The sequence below is a fragment of the Halomonas cupida genome, from assembly GCF_900142755.1.
In the GTDB taxonomy this organism is placed as follows: Bacteria; Pseudomonadota; Gammaproteobacteria; order Pseudomonadales; family Halomonadaceae; genus Halomonas; species Halomonas cupida.
In genome coordinates this window covers 26,705-43,622 of sequence record NZ_FRCA01000015.1, presented here as the reverse complement: position 1 = coordinate 43,622, position 16,918 = coordinate 26,705, and the positions used below count along the sequence as shown (strand labels likewise).

The following is a 16,918-nucleotide window of genomic DNA, read 5'->3' as shown; positions in this document are numbered from 1 at the left end:
TCACATCAGGACACCTGTACGCCAGTCGACCGAGCCTATGGCCCGAATAGTCGCGGCCTATTGTCCCGCTACCTTGATGACGCCGCAATGACGGCGTCACATTGACGCGTGAAAATCCACCATTGTGGCGTCATTCGGGGCTCGGCAAGAGCGCATCCACGGGACAATCCTCGCTGCGACGATTCAGATCACGTCGTCGTCGGCACCCACCACCAGTGACTCGATCTCACCGGTAAGCGCTGATACGGCCACCTTGAAATGAATGGGGGCACAACACTGCGGGCAGTCCTCCCAGCTCTCGTGACTGCCCTGGGATGGGTCCACCAGCATGCTGAAACGCGCACCGCAGTACGGGCAATTCACCACTCGTGCGGGAAGCTGCTCCTCATTCACGACAGACTCCTGATTCGCGACAGACACCTGATATCAGGTGGAACTATGAAGATGGCGACAGGAGAGTTACCTTTCAAGGTGTGCTCCCCGGACGACAAGGAAAAGGTGCAACGACGGAACGCCCGAGAAGGCGCTCCACCCAACACCGCTTTCGACACTTGAAGCTCCCCTCCAACATACCAATACCAGACTGGAGGGTAGGCGCGCTCAGAGCAGCCATCTGGTCATGGCGAGGCATCGTCTTCGGTTCCCGCCGCCAGCAGCCCGCCTCTGACGACCTTGCATGAACAGAACCCGGACCGTTCGATATTCAGGAAACACCGAGTGAATCGACGAGCAGAATGAAGCACAAGGAGCTCGGAGCGCATCAACCACAGCATATGCAGCATATATGTGAGGATTGATAGCACCGCGCGACACAGTGATTCGCCTGCGCAGGCATTCAATCAGTGGTTCCTCAGCCTCAGGAGGACAGCATGACTACATCGCTACCAGATACCCGCCAGACGCTCAGCGTCGGCAACCAGTCCTGGCAGATTCACAGCCTGAACAAGGTGTCCCAGGCATTGGGCGACATCTCGCGCCTGCCGATGACTCTCAAGGTACTGCTCGAGAACCAACTGAGGTTCGCCGATGACGAAAGCGTCAGTGTCGAGGATATTCAGGCCCTGATCGACTGGCAGAAGGAAGGCCGCTCCGACCGCGAAATCGGCTACCGTCCCGCCCGAGTGCTGATGCAGGATTTCACCGGTGTCCCCGGCGTCGTCGACCTCGCCTCGATGCGAGCTGCCGTGGAAGCGCTTGGCGAGCAGCCCTCTCGCATCAACCCGCTGAGCCCCGTGGACCTCGTCATCGATCACTCGGTGATGGTCGATCACTTCGGTGATCCCAGCTCCTTCAAGGACAATGTCGCGCTGGAGATGGAGCGCAACCGCGAGCGCTATGAATTCCTGCGCTGGGGACAGGAGGCGTTCGACAACTTCCGAGTGGTCCCCCCCGGCACCGGCATCTGCCACCAGGTCAATCTCGAATACCTGGGCAAGACCGTCTGGACGAAGGAAGAGGACGGTACAACCCTCGCCTACCCCGACACCCTGGTCGGCACCGACTCCCATACCACCATGATCAACGGTCTGGGCGTACTGGGCTGGGGGGTCGGTGGCATCGAAGCCGAGGCAGCGATGCTCGGCCAGCCGGTGTCGATGCTGATCCCCGAGGTCATCGGCTTCAAACTGACCGGCAAGCTGCGTGAAGGTATCACCGCCACCGACCTGGTGCTGACAGTCACCGAGATGCTGCGCAAGAAGGGGGTGGTCGGCAAGTTCGTGGAATTCTACGGTGACGGCCTCAAGGACCTGCCACTGGCCGACCGTGCCACCATCGCCAACATGGCGCCGGAGTATGGTGCCACCTGCGGCTTCTTCCCGGTCGATGACGAAACCCTCACCTACATGCGTCTGTCCGGGCGTGATGACCAGCAGATTGCCCTTGTCGAGGCTTACTGCAAGGAGCAGGGTCTGTGGCGCGAGCCCGGCCATGAACCCATCTTCACCGACGCTCTGGAACTGGACATGGGCGAGGTCGAGGCCAGCCTGGCCGGGCCCAAGCGTCCTCAGGATCGCGTCGCGCTCAAGGATCTCAGCGCCACCTTCGAGAAGCTGATGGAAGGCAATGGCCAGTCAGTGGACCAACAGCGCAGTGACAACCTCGCTGCCGAAGGCGGCCAGACCGCCGTCGGAGTGGAGCGCAGCTATCTCCACGCCGACAGCCAGGAGGTCAATCATGACGGAAGCACCTTCAGCCTGGACCCCGGTGCCGTCGTGATCGCCGCCATCACCTCCTGCACCAACACCTCCAACCCCAGCGTCATGATGGCCGCAGGCCTGTTGGCCAGAAACGCACTCAGGAAGGGACTCAAGACCCAGCCCTGGGTCAAGACCTCACTGGCCCCCGGCTCCAAGGTGGTGACCGACTACCTGGCCGCCGCCGACCTGCAGGACGACCTCAACGAACTGGGCTTCAATCTGGTGGGCTATGGATGCACCACCTGCATCGGCAACTCCGGACCACTGCCCGAACCCATCGAGGAAGCCGTAAAGAAAGGCGACCTCACCGTGGCTTCGGTACTGTCCGGCAACCGTAACTTCGAAGGACGCGTACACCCGCTGGTCAAGACCAACTGGCTGGCTTCACCGCCATTGGTAGTGGCCTTCGCTCTGGCCGGTAATGTGCGCTGCGACCTGAGCCAGGACCCTCTCGGCGAGGACAGCGATGGAAACCCGGTGTACCTCAAGGACATCTGGCCCTCACAGAAGGAAGTCGCCGAAGCGGTGGAGAAGGTCAACACTGCGATGTTCCGCAAGCAGTATGCCGAGGTCTTCGATGGTGACGAGGTATGGAAGGCCATTGATGTGCCCCAGAGCGAGGTCTATGAGTGGAGCAGCGACTCCACCTACATCCAGCACCCGCCCTTCTTCGAGGGCATGGGACGTGACCCGGCGCCCATCGAGGATGTCGAGCAGGCTCGCATCCTGGCCATGCTCGGCGACTCGGTGACCACCGACCACATCTCACCGGCCGGTGCGATCAAGCCGGACAGTCCCGCTGGACGTTACCTGCAGGAGAACGGTGTCAAGGTAGTGGACTTCAACTCCTATGGGTCGCGGCGCGGCAACCATGAAGTGATGATGCGCGGCACCTTCGCCAACGTACGGATCCAGAACGAGATGCTGGACGGTGTGGTGGGCGGCGAGACTCGTCACGTGCCCAGTGGCGAGCAGATGGCCATCTACGATGCGGCGATGCGCTATCAGGAGGAAGGTACGCCGCTGGTGGTGGTCGCCGGCAAGGAATACGGCACCGGCTCATCGCGCGACTGGGCCGCCAAGGGCACCCTGCTGCTGGGGGTTCGTGCGGTTCTGGCCGAATCCTACGAGCGCATCCACCGCTCCAACCTGATCGGCATGGGGGTAGTTCCACTGCAGTTCCCCGAGGGTGAAGACCGCAAGTCATTGGGCATGACCGGTGACGAAAGCATCTCCATCTCGGGCCTGAGTGACCTCCGCCCCGGAAGCAAGGTCAAGGTCACCATCCACAGTGACAAGGGCGACAAGGCCATCGAGGCCCTGTGCCGGATCGACACCGCCAACGAACTGGAGTATTACCGCCACGGCGGCATCCTGCATTACGTACTGAGGAAGATGATCGGAGCGGCGACCTGAGGGTCCAGCTACGAGCTAGCTATGTTCGTTCCAGACGAACAAACGCACTTCCCACTTCCATGTGGGTCGCGAGCTGCGAGCGTTATTTTCAGACCGACACTCAAGCGCTACCAGCAAAATGCCCCCGGACCATCAGGTCCGGGGGCATTCATTTCAGACGTTATATTATCCGCCTACCAGAAGAGCGCGAAGCGCGAAGCCCGCCGCCTGCAAGGACTGCTCGGAACTCGGTGCTCGGAACTCGGTGCTCGTGGCTGGTGCTCAGAACGCCCGACGACGATAGTCCCGATAATCCGGCGTCCAGCAAGACTTCTGAATCGCCTCGCGCAACTTGGCCCCATCGGTCTTCAATGCCACGCCTTCATGCTGCGCCTGGGCGGCAACGTCAAAGGCAATCGCTTCGGATATCTCGCGGATACGCGACAACGGTGGCAGCATCGAGCCTTCACCGGTCTTGACGATGGGGGCTTCACGGGCCAGCGCACGGGAAGCGGCCATCAGCATGGCATCGGTGACATGGCGGGCGCCGCTGGCGACCACACCAAGACCAATACCCGGGAAGATATAGGCATTGTTGCACTGGGCAATCGGGATGGTCCTGCCGTTGATTTCGACCGGAGCGAAGGGGCTGCCGGTGGCGACCATGGCTTCGCCATTGGTCCACTTCAGCACGTCCTCCGGCTTGGCCTCGGCCTGCCTGGTGGGGTTGGACAACGGCATGATCAGCGGCGTACGGCAACCGGCATGCATGGCCTTGACCACCTCTTCGGTGAAGATACCCGGCTTGCCACAGACCCCCAGCAGCACGGTCGGCTTGAACTGACGCACGACCTCAAGCAGTGATTGACCTTCCCACTCATCCACCATGCTGGAAGGCTGAGCCAGACGCCGCTGGAAATCACGCAGCCAGGTCTGATCATCGGTGACAAGGCCTTCACGGTCGACCATGCAGATGCGTGAGCGCGCCTGCGCCTCGGTGAGCCCTTCGGCCATCATCGCCACGACGACCATCTCGGCGATACCACAGCCTGCAGAGCCCGCACCAACAAACACCACACGCTGCTGCGCCATGCCTTCACCACGCGCCTGGCAGGCAGCCATCAGAGTGCCGACACAGACCGACGCCGTCCCCTGGACATCATCATTGAAGCAGCAGAGTTCGTCGCGATAGCGCTCCAGCAGCGGTACCGCATTCGCCTGGGCGAAATCCTCGAACTGCAGCAACACCTTGGGCCAGCGACGCTTGACCGCCTGAATGAAGGCCTCGATGAACTCATCGTATTCTTCCTGGCTGATACGCGGATGGCGCCAGCCCATGTAGCGTGGGTCATCGAGCAGAGTCTGGTTGTTGGTGCCGACATCGAGCATGATCGGCAAGGTGTTGGCCGGGCTGATGCCGCCACAGGCGGTGTACAGCGACAGCTTTCCGATCGGGATCCCCATGCCGCCGATCCCCTGGTCACCGAGACCGAGAATACGTTCGCCATCGGTGACCACGATCACCTTGACGTTGTCCTTGGTGGCGCTGCGCAGAATGTCGTCGATGTGCTCACGGTCCGGCCAGGAAATGAACAGTCCGCGGTGGTTGCGGTAGATGTTCGAGAACTCCTCACAGGCCTGGCCCACCGTCGGCGTGTAGATGATCGGCAGCATTTCCTCGAGGTGCTCGGAGACGAGACGGAAGAACAGCGTCTCGTTGTCGTCCTGAATGGCACGCAGATAGATGTGGCGGTCCAGATCGTTCTGGCACTTCAAGTACTGGGAGTAGGCGCGTTCCACCTGCTCATCGATGGTCTCCACCGTCTGCGGAAGCAAACCTATCAGGTTGAACTGCAGGCGCTCCCGCTCAGAGAAGGCGCTGCCCTTGTTCAACAACGGCATCTCCAGCAGTGACGGGCCCGCAAAGGGAATATAGAGTGGACGCTTGGTTGATGTGCTCATCTCTGCTCTCATTCAGTAACTGGGGTCTGGGCCGTTGGCGTTCTCGGCGACGCCTTGCTGGCCACTCTAGCACGGCACTGTGCCGCCCGGATCGTCACCGGTCTGCATGGCGGCTTCATGCGCACTTCTGCTTAGGGGCTGGGCGATAGCGCCCGCATCCTTCTCAACACCGATGGATGGCCTATACAAAACGCCCGAGGCCAGCGGCGACACGCAATCTATCCATCAGGGGGGCAGCCTGTTCTCGAGCCTTCTCGGCACCCCTCAGCAGTATCTGTTCGATATGGCCCGGATCCTCGAGCAGCGCCTGATAGCGCTCGCGCGGCTCGCGCAGTTGCTCGTTGAGATACTCGAAGACACGATTCTTGGCATCACCCCAACCGATGCCGGCGGCATATTCGTCGCGCATTGCCTGCGTCTCTTCCTCGGAGGCAAAAGCCGAATAGATCTGGAACAACGTGCAGGTATCAGGATCCTTGGGCTCACCGGGCTCCAGCGAGTTGGTCTTGATCTTGCGCACCAGCTTGAGCAGCTTCTTCTCGCCGACGAACAGCGGAATGGTGTTGTTGTAGCTCTTGGACATCTTGCGTCCATCCAGCCCATTGAGCACCTGAACACGCTCGTCGACCACTGCCTCGGGCAGGGTAAAGAAGTCGCCCTTGTAGAGATGGTTGAAACGTCCCGCCATATCGCGGGCCATCTCGATATGCTGGATCTGATCACGCCCCACCGGCACCCGGTTGGCATTGAACATCAGAATATCGGCGGCCATCAGCACCGGGTAGCCGAACAGCCCCATGGTAATACCCTTGTCCGGGTCCTGGTTACCGGCTTCCTCATTCTCGGCGACCGCGGCCTTGTAGGCATGAGCGCGGTTCATCAGGCCCTTGGCGCAGACACAGGACATCAGCCAGGTCAGTTCCGGAATCTCGGGAATATCCGACTGGCGATAGAAGATGGCGTTGTCGGTGTCCAGACCCAGCGCCAGCCAGGTGGCCGCAATCTCGAGGCGAGATTCCTGCACCCGGCGGGCATCCTGGCACTTGATCAGCGCATGCAGATCGGCGAGGAAATAGAAGGACTGGACATTGGGGTCAAGGCTGGCTTCGATGGCCGGCTTTATGGCCCCGACATAGTTACCGAGGTGAGGAGTACCAGTGGTGGTGATGCCCGTCAGGACACGGGTCCTGGCCTGCTGCTGGCCACCGGAAGACGAAGGTGATGAAGGGGTCGAGACGGAAGGTGCGGACATGGGCGCGAAACTCTGCTCAATCAAGAATGCCCGCTATGGTAACGCGGAGCCTCGCCCAAGGCGAACGCCAGCACATCAGCCATATTGAGCGGTGACATGCTGGCGAGAATGGGCGATCAGTCGAGCAGAGTGGCGGTCGGCCTATACGCCAGGCCGAAGGCATCGGCCACGGCGGCGTAGGTCACCAGGCCAGCATGCACGTTGAGGCCTGCCGCGAAGTGAGTGTCATCCTTCAGCGCCTGACGCCAGCCCTTGTTGGCCAGCGCCACGACAAAGGGCTGAGTGGCATTGGTCAGCGCCTGAGTCGAGGTGCGAGCCACAGCACCCGGCATGTTGGCAACGCAGTAGTGCACCACACCGTCCACCACATAGGTCGGCTCGGCGTGGGTGGTGGGTCGGCTGGTCTCGAAGCAGCCGCCCTGATCAATGGCCACATCGACCAGCACAGCACCGGGCTTCATCAGCGACAACATCTCGCGTGTGATCAGCTTGGGCGCCGCGGCTCCCGGCACCAGCACTGCGCCAATGACCAGGTCCGACTCACGAGCGGCTTCCTCGACAGCATCGGCGGTGGAGAACACCGTCTTCATGCGACCCTGATAGCGATCATCCAGAGTCTCGAGGCGCGAAATCGAGCGGTCGAGCACCGTAACCTCGGCTCCCAACCCCAATGCCATGCGTGCAGCGTTTTCGCCTACCACACCGCCACCGATGACGGTCACTCGCGCCGGAGCCACACCAGGAACACCCGGCAACAGCACCCCTGCACCGCCCTGTGCCTTCTCGAGGCTATGGGCACCCGCCTGTACCGCCATGCGCCCGGCCACGGTGCTCATCGGCGCCAGCAGCGGCAGGCCGCCCTGGGCGGCGGTGATGGTCTCGTAGGCAATACAGGTTGCACCGCTGTCGATCAGGCCCTGCGTCAATTTCTGCTCAGCGGCAAGATGCAGGTAGGTGAACAGCGTATGCTCCGGCTTCAGGCGTGCGACTTCCTCGGCCTGGGGCTCCTTGACCTTGAGGATCAGCTCGGCATTTTCCCACAGTACCGCCACGTCCGGCTCGATGGCGGCACCTGCCGCCTTATAGGCACTGTCGGCAAACCCTGCCCCATCACCCGCGCCCTGCTCGACAACAACCGTATGTCCGCGCTCTACCAGTTCCCGAGCACCACTGGGCGTGAGGGCAACCCGGTACTCGTGATTCTTGATCTCTCTGGGGACACCTATATGCATGATTCTGCTCCCTGACTACCGCTGACTGGTCACCCGACAATGACAGCGTCGAGCCAGCTCCTCGGTTGAAGTTGAAATATCGTCAACTTCATTACAGCACAAGAGTTTTTTGCTGTGGGGAGGGCCAAATAAAAACGGAAAAATCAGAACGTCGGCATTTTGTCAGCCGAAAAACAATCGTCAGACCGGAGTATCGCCAGCAAGAATCACGGCCTCTACACCAAAAGTACAAGTCAGTCACAGACGTTTAATGACCGTGAGGGGTGTTTCATCGTAACGATACCCTGCCCCGCGCACCGTGGTGATACGCCCGGCGTAGCTCCCCAGCTTCTTGCGCAGGCGAGCAATGTAGACGTCTACGGTGTTGGTCATGGGGTCCTCGTTGAGCCCCCATATCGAGTTGAGAATACGCTCGCGACTGAGCACCCGACCGCCGTTGGCCAGCAACAGTGCCATCAGATCCCGTTCTCGTGCCGACAGAGAGATGGCTTCACCGTCAACCACCAGACACAGCGCCTCACGATCGAACTGAACTTCATCGACACTTCCGGCGTCCGACACCGCCGCCTGGGCGAAGGCCTCGGCTCGGCGATGCAGCGCCTCGATGCGAGCGATGAGCTCATCGAAGCTGAAAGGTTTGGACAGATAGTCGTCGGCACCACGTCGCAACCCGGCCACCTTCTCGTCGGTGGCATCCAGCGCAGTGAGCATCAGCACCGGAGTGTGATTCCCCGCCATGCGCAGTCGCGCGCAGACCTCATGGCCAGAGATACCGGGCAGCACGATATCCAGCAGCACCACATCGAAGGTATTGTCGCGCAGCATGGCCAGCGCACCTTCACCATCGGCGCAATGAGTTGCGCACCAGCCTTCGCCGCGCAGACCGCGGCAGATGAAGTCCGCGACGCGTTCCTCATCCTCGATCACCAGGATATTCATGAACCTACCTCCACCGAGTCACCGCGTGGCAGGTCCATATACACCACCAGACCACCACCATGGCGATCATGTAGACCGGCCTCGCCGCCATGGGATCGGGCAATGGCGCGCACGATCGGTAGCCCCAGGCCACTGCCTTCGACATAGTTGCCTGCTGCATTGGAGCCACGAAAGAAACGTTCAAAGACCAGCTCCTTGTCGGCGTCAGCGAGTCCGGGGCCGTCGTCCTCGACGGCAATACGAAAGCCGCTGAGGGTTGCCTGCAGACTGACAGCAAGATGATTTCCCCCATGTACCCGAGCATTCTGCAGCAGAGCCAGCACCGACTGACGCAGACGCAGACGATCACCATGGATGGTCGCCTCGGACAGTTCGGTGTTTAGCGAGACCAGACGCGGCGACAGACTCAACGCATCCTTGAGGAACGCTACCAGGTCGACTGGTTCCAGTTGCAGGGCCGGCTGCCCCCCCTCCTGCCGGGCAATGAACAATAGATCATCAATCAGTGCGGATGTATGGGCCGCCGCTTCCCGGGTACGATTCAGGGCCTCGCGATACTCGGGCTCCGAGGTATGCCGTCCGCGCAGGGCAACATCGCTTTCGCCGTGGATGATGGTCAGGGGGGTCTTGAGCTCGTGACTGACCTCGGCCAGCAACCGTCGCCGGTTGCGCTCAGCCTGGCGCGCCTCCTCAAGCAAGCGCTCCAGCTCCTGGGTGCGCTCTGCCACCGCGCTCTCGAGGCGCGCATTCTGACGCTCCAGAGCCTGGCGATGGGTGCCGACATCCGCCGCCAACTGGTTGATCAGGTGGCTGATATGACCGACTTCATCACGTCCCGACACCGCGATCGGGCGATTGAAGTCTCCTCCTCGCATATGCTCGACGCCATGCATCAAACGCTTCAAGGGGAGGGCCACTCTTCTGCGGTAGTAGACCGTCACCGCCAGGGTCAAGGCAATGGCAGCCACCGCAAAGGCCATGGCAATGATACGAATCCGTCGCGCCCCCTCTTCCAGGGCACGACGCGCCTCATTGGCTTCGTCACTTTCTTCTCTGATCGCATCTTCCATGAGCGAACGAAACTCCTGATCGATCCTTTCATCCAGCAGGTCGGAAAAACGCAGCCAGCGGGTCACCGGATCGAGACTTTCGCCAATGCGAATCAAGTCGTCGAACTCGATGATCAGCGCATTGATCTTGCGGGCGATCTCATCGGTTACCACCAACTCCTCGCGCTCACCCTCACCGGCAAGCCGAATCTCGGCGGCAATGATCGAGCGAATCTCGCTGATATCCTCCAACACCCTGGCGATCATCTCGCGCTCACCGGCCCCTGAATCCTGGTCACCGATGACCACCGCATCACCGAACTGCTTGAACAACTGGTAACTATGCGCCGAAAGCCGCAAATGAGCACTGTAGGAGCGGTGCGCCAGGTTCATGCGATCGGTCAACCAGGTGGTGCGCTCGACATTCCAGAAGGCCAGCAGAGCGCCACCGAAGGCCATGGTCAACAGTATCAAGGTATAGCCAGCGACTACCCCGACTATCTTCATCGCACTATCTTCATCGCACCATCTTCATCGCGTATCCGTACCCGAGATATCTTCCCTGGGCGGCTGGACCTGCCACTCCCTGTCCAGCGCCTGTATCACCAGCAGATGGCTGTTGCCGGCATCGACAGCTTCCGGCAATGCATGCACCAGAGTTGCCCCGGATTCCACCAGACGCTTCAGCAACGTCCCGCCATCGGCCAGACTCGGCCACAACTGGCTATTGACGACAATAATGTCCGGCCTGGCGGTCAGTGCCTGTGCCACCGCCAGGCGTAAGCGCTCACCGGGCAGCAGATTGCGCCCCTGTTCGGCCAGACGCCCTTCCAGGCCTCCGACACGCTCCAGCAGATCGCCGAGACCACAGTCGGCAGCAAGCTCCTTCAGCCGCTCATCCACCGGCCGCACTGCGGCGGCCAGGGTCAAGGCACGACGCAGACTACCACGCAGAATGGTTGGCGAATCACATACATACGCCACCATCGGCAATTCACCGCCGGTACCATAACGGATGGTGCCTGCGTCACAGCGCCGTCGCAAGGCCATTGCTTCGAGCAACAGCCCGGCCTGATCGCTGTCCCGAGCCGCAATGCGCACACACTGTCCGGGGCGGATAGTCAGGTTGAGGAACAGTCCTCCGATCGAGACATTATCCAGATCGATACCCACCGCATGCCGCTGACGCCTGGGGCGTGGCACCGGGCCAGCCTGCTCCATCAGGCGTCGACACTTGTCACGGGCAATGCACCAGCCATTGTAGCGATCCCAGACCCCCACAAACTCCTTGAGTGGCAACACCAGTACCGCCAGCACCGACAACGCTGCAGCGGCTTCCGCAACCGCAATATCATACTGCGCTGTCGCCCACAGCATCGCCGCGGCGGATATCCCCAGCGAAGCACTGGGCAAGGCTCGCAACAGCGCAACACGACGCACACGTCTCACCGCGTCGGCCGCCGACTGCGCGCCCTTGCGCTCGAGAGAACCCAGCTCGCGAGGTAGACGATTCATCAACGCCAGTTCACGCGCTATACCGATACGTTCCATGGCGGCAATGGCCACGCCGGCACGGCGCCTACGCAAGCTGCGGTGCAGATGATTGAGTGCGCTGCCCAATCCCAGTGACAGCACCACTGCCAGCAGTATCGGAGCCCCTCCGGTCAGCGCCAGGGTCGGGTTCAGCCACCACAGGCACACCCCTGCCATGGGTAACACAATGATCCCGGACAACAGTCGGGTAATCCCCAGCCCAACCCAGCCACGTGCGGCACTGAGGTCTCCAACGAAACGCAGTGACAGTCCGCCGAGGCGGCGATCATCGCGTTGTTCGGTCGGCATACCGGCAATCGCCTCGAACAGGCGTTGGCGCAGTTCCAGGCTATAGCTCTGGCCAATGGCTTCGGCACGCACCCGCGAGAACGCCTGTAGTGCGGCAATCGCTGGAGTGGCCAGCACCAGTGTCAGCAGAGCGGCCATCGGCAGGTCACGGGCGGAATGCAGAGCGATGAACAGATCGCGGGTGGCGAAGGCATTGACGATCATCAGCACGGCCTGAATCACGCCCATGCCGGCCACCAGATACATGTCAACGCCGCGTCGCCCCCCTGATATGGTGGGCAGAGACATCTCAGGCGGCACAGTTGCTGGCAGCGGCAGTGCCGGTGCGCAGATACGGCTGCACCAGCGCCATGATGGTATCGGCATCACACAGCTGCTCGCGCGTCAGCACCGGCAGCCCCGTGGCCGCTTCGGCTTCCCGGGTTGCCAGAGCCGATAGGCTCAACATGCCTGCCAGGGCGAAGGGACGATGCCCGGACTGCGCCATCACACCAATGCCTCCCAGTGCACCCAGTGCATCCGGCGCAGCGAACAGCATGCCGTCGAGGCGCTGGATCATGCTCGAATCCTGCAGAATGGCCGCCGTTTCCTGCTGCAGCACACCATCGGCGATTTCCACTACGGCAACCTGTGCGCCCTGCTCGGCGGCATGGCCCAGCAGGCTGGCAAAGCCCTGTTCGATCCGCTCAAGTGGCATGCGATAGGTCGATGCCATCCCGGCATCCGTGAAGTCAGTCACCGCAATGGAGGCATCGGAAAAGGCATTATAGTCACCGAAGGCACCAGTGCCGGTGGCCTTGATGCCAGCGACCCGTAGCCCCGCCGCCTGCAGCCCGTGTGCCAGTCCGGCCGCCGCCGTGGTCTTGCCGGCATTCATCGAGGCACCGAAGACGCCCAGCACGGTGATATCCGCAGGCACGCTGCGCTGCGGCAAGGCATAGCGGTCGATGTTGATGATCTGACCATGGCGATCAACCAGCAGCCCCAATGGCTCCAGTTGGGTCGGACTGGACATACGATGGTGGGCGGCCTCGACCAGGCCGGCAATGCCACCACCGGCAAGCAGGTCCATGGACTCCGGCGCAATGGCCGCACGCCCCATGAATTGATCCGGCGCATAGCGATCACCGAGACAAAGTACCACCAGATCACCAGGGTAACTTTCCGCGGGGCGGCCACAGGCCAGTTGAACCCTGCGGTGCTGATGGACACTACGAATTCGGCAAAGCAATAGATCACCAGAGCGCGCCTCAGCGCTCAACGGCGCCAGACCATGCACGTCGTCACGCTGGACACGCCGAGTGGTGAAGGCCCATTTGGCGGTGGCAGGAATACGGTAGGACTGAAAGGGAGTCATGCAGCTCATCACGAGATCCTCAGTGTGGTTCGGCACTCGCGGATGCTACGGATGACACCCGAAGGCGTCTTGACAGAGGCGTTAGCTGAACATGAATACCAGATGAATGTTTACTGAATCAGCACAGCACCCGACGTCGCCTGCAGGAGACAAGCAGTAGATATTTCTGGTATTCAGTCGTCAGTTGTGACGACGGCGTCACCATAGCCCTTGACGAAGGCGTCAGGCAGGCGCCGTGGCCGCCCCGAGGAAAGTGCGATACAGGCGTAGCGGGTCCGGGCCCGCAGCAGGGTCACCCCGTCGGCGATACGCTGGAGTTGAAAACGGCGCGTCAGTGTGAGGCGTCCGTCACATTCGATCACCCAGGTGGCCATGGCCAGCCGCTCTCCGACAAAACACGGTGCCAGATAATCCAGCTCATGGCGATGCACAGCCATGGCACGGTCCAGTTCACGATAGTCGGCCAGAGTCAGCCCGAGGTGGGCCGAGTGCTCCCAGCTCGCCTGTTCTACCCAGCGCAGGTACTCGGCATTGTTGGCATGGCCATAGTGATCAATGGCCTCGTCTCCCACGTCCAGTTCGATCACGAAAGGTCGGGGCAGGTCCCAGTCGAGTTCAGCCACTTTCGACACATCCACCACTTCCGACACTTCAAGACTCCTCTCGTCGTGCCCCACAGTTCCAGCAGGTATCAAAGGCCCCTTCGAGGCGCTCCCCACAGTCGGCACATTGCCATTCCGGCTGGCGACCGGGTGAATCCAGAGCCTCGCGTATCACCTTCTCGGCTCGTTGCTGATTATGTGCGGCCACCCAGACCTGGGGTTCGCACTCGAGAGGCGGCAGCTCACCAGCGCCGCCTCCGAGGGTCATGTTACGAACCTCACAATGGATGCCGGCGGCATCGAGCAGGTTATTCACATGTCCTACCAGCATGGCGTTGCTGTGCACAAAAACCAATACCCATGGCACTGCCGTCATGCCCGCCTCCATTGCGTCAGATCGCCATCAGTCACGAAATACGCGTACACCCAAGGCCTTGAGATAGGACGTCTCGGGGATTGCCGGGTGCACCGGATGGTCCGGTCCCTGGTGTCCCTGATAGATGATCTGGCCCTGACGATCCTGGTGGCGAACGGCACCGCGAACCACATCGGTCAGACGCTCCGGAGCCAGGTGCATCGAGCAGGATGCCGACAGCAGCAGGCCATCCCGACCCAGCAGTCGCATGGCCTCACGGTTGAGCTTACCGTAGGCGCGCTCACCGTTGGGAATATCCTTGCGCTTCTTGATGAAGGCCGGCGGATCAAGCACCACCACATCGAACTTCTCGCCTTCTGCACGCAGCGCCGAAAGCACTTCGAAGGCATCGCCCTGACCAATGGCGACCTGTTCATGTACGCCATTCAGCGCCGCATTCTCGGCAACACGTTCCAGGGCCGGCTCGCTGGCATCCACGCACAGCACTTCACTGGCCCCGTGGGCAGCCGCCTGGACCCCCCAGCCACCAATGTAGCTGAACAGGTCAAGTACGCGCTTGCCGGCTACATGCTGGTTGAGCCAGGCACGGTTGACGCGATGATCATAGAACCAGCCGGTCTTCTGTCCGTCGAGCACCGCCGCAGCGAAGGTCACGCCATTCTCGCGCAGCAACACCTGCTCAGGTAGCGTGCCCTTGACCACCTCGATCTGCTGCTCGAGGCCTTCCTGACGGCGTCCACTGGTGTCATTGCGCAGCACCACACAGGACGGTGCAATGACCTTGTCCAGCGCGTCCAGCAGTTCATCCTTCACCGCTTCCATACCGAAGGTGTTGAGCTGGACCACCACCACATCATCGAAGCGGTCGATGACCAGTCCGGGCAGCAGATCGGCCTCGCCATGTACCAGCCGATAGAAGGGTTCGGCGAACAGACGCTGGCGCAGTGCCAGTGCCTGCTTGAGACGGTGCACCAGCAGCGAGCGGTCGAGACGCATGCTCGGGTCCCGCGACACCACACGCGCACAGATCAGCGAGTTGGGGTTGACGTAGGCCAGGCCGATGGCTCTGCCATTGGCCTCCTCGATGATCGCCTGCTCTCCCGCCTGGAATCCCTTGAGCGGTGTCTCGGCAATATCGATCTCATTGGAATACAGCCACAGGTGACCGGCCTTGATACGGCGGTCGGCATTCTTCTTCAGGCGCAGTGAGCGAGTCACGATAATCAGATTCCTTGGACGGGGGGAGGGAGAAATGGCAGCCCCGATGTCAATTCTGGCAGGCCGCGCAGAATACGCTGGCTCTCTGCCCCAGTGTCACCAGACGCAATTCAGCACCACAGCGTCGGCAGGGTTCTCCATCCCGGCCATAGACATTGAGGCGCTGGGCAAAATAGCCCGGCTCGCCGGTACCACCGACAAAATCGCGCAGGGTGGTACCCCCCTGGGTAATAGCCGCTGCCAGCACTTCTCGACAGGCCGCAGCCAGACGATCATAGCGCTCGCGCGAGATGCGTCCGGCGGCACGACGTGGGTCGATGCCGGCAAGAAACAGTGCCTCGGCAGCATAGATATTGCCCACGCCGACAACAACGGTGTTGTCCATCAGAAAGGGCTTCACGGCGATACGCCGGCCACGCGACATCTCGAACAACCGCGCACCATCAAAGGCCTCGGACAACGGCTCCGGCCCCAGCTTCGCCAGCCTCGGATCATTGGCGACAGAACCCTGTAGCCAGTCGACAAAGCCGAAACGTCGCGGGTCGTGATAGCGCAATATGCCGCCATCATCGAGCACCAGGTCAACGTGGTCGTGTTTTCTGGGCAGGTCCCCCAGACGCACGATACGCAAGCTGCCGGACATACCCAGATGCCAGATCAGGGTGCCGCGCTCAAGATGAGCATCGTCGCCATCCTGCAACGGCAACAGAAGATACTTGGCACGCCGCGCCAGGCGATCGAAACGTGCACCGACCAGACGGTCCACAAGATCGTCCGGCACCGGCAGGCGCAGGCGCGACTCGCGCACGATGACCTCACGAATCTCGCGCCCCTCGACATGAGGCGCAATACCGCGTCTCGTCGTTTCAACCTCGGGCAGTTCCGGCATCGGCTATCTCGGCGGCTGATGGAAAGGGCGTGAGCAGAGGCCTCGCCATACGCAAGAACCCGACCTGCGGGCCGGGTTCTCGAGACAGGCGCTTCGCCTGCGGAGGAAGCAGAGCATCAAGCTGCTGATCAACTGGCCACGCGGGCCAGTGGATTCGCCTTACTTGATCTTGGCTTCCTTGTACATCACGTGCTTGCGAACAACCGGGTCAAACTTCTTCATTTCCAGCTTGTCCGGAGTGTTACGCTTGTTCTTGTCGGTGGTGTAGAAGTGGCCAGTACCGGCGCTTGACACCATACGAATCTTGTCACGCATTTCGTTTCTCCCAGAAAGTCGCGTGGAACGTCGTCAGCTCGGCTTAGACAGCTTCGCCGCGCTTGCGGATATCGCTGAGCACCTCATCGATGCCCTTCTTGTCGATGATGCGCATGCCCTTGGAGGAAACGCGCAGGGTCACGAAACGCTTTTCGGACTCGACCCAGAAACGATGAGAGTGCAGGTTCGGCAAGAAACGACGACGAGTCTTGCGCTGGGAGTGTGAAACATTGTTACCAGTCACCGGGCGCTTGCCGGTAACCTGACATACTTTGGACATGGAAGCCTCCAA

General features: G+C 61.2%; 15 protein-coding genes. 1 reads left to right on the top strand and 14 read right to left on the bottom strand.

Annotation, left to right across the window (positions count from 1 at the left end):
- Positions 1 to 183: 183 nt before the first annotated feature.
- A complete protein-coding gene (locus tag BUE38_RS20100) occupies positions 184 to 393 on the bottom strand; it encodes a CPXCG motif-containing cysteine-rich protein (protein ID WP_073437030.1) in 210 nt (69 codons plus the stop codon).
- A 476-nt stretch (positions 394 to 869) separates the two neighbouring features.
- On the opposite strand from BUE38_RS20100, the gene acnA reads away from it, so the two are divergent.
- Positions 870 to 3,614 carry an aconitate hydratase AcnA gene (acnA, locus tag BUE38_RS20090; RefSeq protein ID WP_073437028.1) on the top strand — a complete coding sequence of 915 codons (2,745 nt, stop codon included), beginning with the start codon at positions 870 to 872 and terminating at the stop codon, positions 3,612 to 3,614.
- Between the two features lie 261 nt (positions 3,615 to 3,875).
- On the opposite strand, the gene BUE38_RS20085 is transcribed toward acnA, so the two are convergent.
- The 13 genes from BUE38_RS20085 to rpmB all read right to left on the bottom strand — a co-directional run bounded on the left by BUE38_RS20085 (position 3,876) and on the right by rpmB (position 16,906).
- Positions 3,876 to 5,555 carry an NAD-dependent malic enzyme gene (locus BUE38_RS20085; RefSeq protein WP_073437027.1) on the bottom strand — a complete coding sequence of 560 codons (1,680 nt, stop codon included), beginning with the start codon at positions 5,553 to 5,555 and terminating at the stop codon, positions 3,876 to 3,878.
- 181 nt (positions 5,556 to 5,736) lie between these two features.
- Positions 5,737 to 6,807, bottom strand: coding sequence for a tryptophan--tRNA ligase (trpS, locus tag BUE38_RS20080; protein ID WP_073437026.1), 1,071 nt, complete (start codon positions 6,805 to 6,807; stop codon positions 5,737 to 5,739).
- Positions 6,808 to 6,923: 116 nt separating this feature from the next.
- On the bottom strand, positions 6,924 to 8,039 hold the full coding sequence (gene ald, locus BUE38_RS20075) for an alanine dehydrogenase (RefSeq protein ID WP_073437025.1): 1,116 nt from the start codon (positions 8,037 to 8,039) through the stop codon (positions 6,924 to 6,926).
- A 237-nt stretch (positions 8,040 to 8,276) separates the two neighbouring features.
- Positions 8,277 to 8,978: a response regulator transcription factor gene (locus BUE38_RS20070; RefSeq protein ID WP_073437024.1), complete on the bottom strand. Its 702-nt coding sequence runs from the start codon at positions 8,976 to 8,978 to the stop codon at positions 8,277 to 8,279.
- Positions 8,975 to 10,534 carry a HAMP domain-containing sensor histidine kinase gene (locus BUE38_RS20065; RefSeq protein WP_073437023.1) on the bottom strand — a complete coding sequence of 520 codons (1,560 nt, stop codon included), beginning with the start codon at positions 10,532 to 10,534 and terminating at the stop codon, positions 8,975 to 8,977. The genes BUE38_RS20070 and BUE38_RS20065 overlap by 4 nt, the downstream gene beginning before the upstream one ends.
- Before the next feature lie 24 nt (positions 10,535 to 10,558).
- Entirely contained in the window at positions 10,559 to 12,157 is a 1,599-nt protein-coding gene (locus tag BUE38_RS20060) for an ABC transporter transmembrane domain-containing protein (protein WP_159438911.1), read from the bottom strand.
- A 1-nt stretch (position 12,158) separates the two neighbouring features.
- Positions 12,159 to 13,235 carry a P-loop NTPase family protein gene (locus BUE38_RS20055; RefSeq protein WP_073437021.1) on the bottom strand — a complete coding sequence of 359 codons (1,077 nt, stop codon included), beginning with the start codon at positions 13,233 to 13,235 and terminating at the stop codon, positions 12,159 to 12,161.
- Between the two features lie 164 nt (positions 13,236 to 13,399).
- Positions 13,400 to 13,876 (bottom strand): acyl-CoA thioesterase, encoded by a 477-nt coding sequence (locus BUE38_RS20050; RefSeq protein WP_234987122.1) that lies wholly within the window; start codon positions 13,874 to 13,876, stop codon positions 13,400 to 13,402.
- 1 nt (position 13,877) lies between these two features.
- Complete coding sequence (locus BUE38_RS20045) at positions 13,878 to 14,204, bottom strand: putative signal transducing protein (RefSeq protein ID WP_073437020.1); 327 nt, start codon at positions 14,202 to 14,204, stop codon at positions 13,878 to 13,880.
- A 27-nt stretch (positions 14,205 to 14,231) separates the two neighbouring features.
- Positions 14,232 to 15,422 carry a class I SAM-dependent rRNA methyltransferase gene (locus BUE38_RS20040; RefSeq protein ID WP_073437019.1) on the bottom strand — a complete coding sequence of 397 codons (1,191 nt, stop codon included), beginning with the start codon at positions 15,420 to 15,422 and terminating at the stop codon, positions 14,232 to 14,234.
- A 49-nt stretch (positions 15,423 to 15,471) separates the two neighbouring features.
- Entirely contained in the window at positions 15,472 to 16,311 is an 840-nt protein-coding gene (gene mutM / locus BUE38_RS20035) for a bifunctional DNA-formamidopyrimidine glycosylase/DNA-(apurinic or apyrimidinic site) lyase (protein ID WP_073437018.1), read from the bottom strand.
- Between the two features lie 159 nt (positions 16,312 to 16,470).
- Positions 16,471 to 16,626, bottom strand: coding sequence for a 50S ribosomal protein L33 (gene rpmG, locus BUE38_RS20030; protein WP_021819788.1), 156 nt, complete (start codon positions 16,624 to 16,626; stop codon positions 16,471 to 16,473).
- A 43-nt stretch (positions 16,627 to 16,669) separates the two neighbouring features.
- Complete coding sequence (gene rpmB, locus BUE38_RS20025; protein ID WP_073437017.1) at positions 16,670 to 16,906, bottom strand: 50S ribosomal protein L28; 237 nt, start codon at positions 16,904 to 16,906, stop codon at positions 16,670 to 16,672.
- Between the last annotated feature and the right edge of the window lie 12 nt (positions 16,907 to 16,918).

What these genes read in the sequence shown, in the direction of transcription:
- BUE38_RS20055 (WP_073437021.1), bottom strand. Translation starts at nt 13,235, where the DNA reads ATGAGCTGCATGACTCCCTTTCAGTCCTACCGTATTCCTGCCACCGCC.
- BUE38_RS20070 (WP_073437024.1), bottom strand. Translation starts at nt 8,978, where the DNA reads ATGAATATCCTGGTGATCGAGGATGAGGAACGCGTCGCGGACTTCATC.
- trpS (WP_073437026.1), bottom strand. Translation starts at nt 6,807, where the DNA reads ATGTCCGCACCTTCCGTCTCGACCCCTTCATCACCTTCGTCTTCCGGT.
- BUE38_RS20085 (WP_073437027.1), bottom strand. Translation starts at nt 5,555, where the DNA reads ATGAGCACATCAACCAAGCGTCCACTCTATATTCCCTTTGCGGGCCCG.
- mutM (WP_073437018.1), bottom strand. Translation starts at nt 16,311, where the DNA reads ATGCCGGAACTGCCCGAGGTTGAAACGACGAGACGCGGTATTGCGCCT.
- rpmB (WP_073437017.1), bottom strand. Translation starts at nt 16,906, where the DNA reads ATGTCCAAAGTATGTCAGGTTACCGGCAAGCGCCCGGTGACTGGTAAC.
- BUE38_RS20045 (WP_073437020.1), bottom strand. Translation starts at nt 14,204, where the DNA reads ATGACGGCAGTGCCATGGGTATTGGTTTTTGTGCACAGCAACGCCATG.
- BUE38_RS20060 (WP_159438911.1), bottom strand. Translation starts at nt 12,157, where the DNA reads ATGTCTCTGCCCACCATATCAGGGGGGCGACGCGGCGTTGACATGTAT.
- rpmG (WP_021819788.1), bottom strand. Translation starts at nt 16,626, where the DNA reads ATGCGTGACAAGATTCGTATGGTGTCAAGCGCCGGTACTGGCCACTTC.
- acnA (WP_073437028.1), top strand. Translation starts at nt 870, where the DNA reads ATGACTACATCGCTACCAGATACCCGCCAGACGCTCAGCGTCGGCAAC.
- BUE38_RS20065 (WP_073437023.1), bottom strand. Translation starts at nt 10,534, where the DNA reads ATGAAGATAGTCGGGGTAGTCGCTGGCTATACCTTGATACTGTTGACC.
- ald (WP_073437025.1), bottom strand. Translation starts at nt 8,039, where the DNA reads ATGCATATAGGTGTCCCCAGAGAGATCAAGAATCACGAGTACCGGGTT.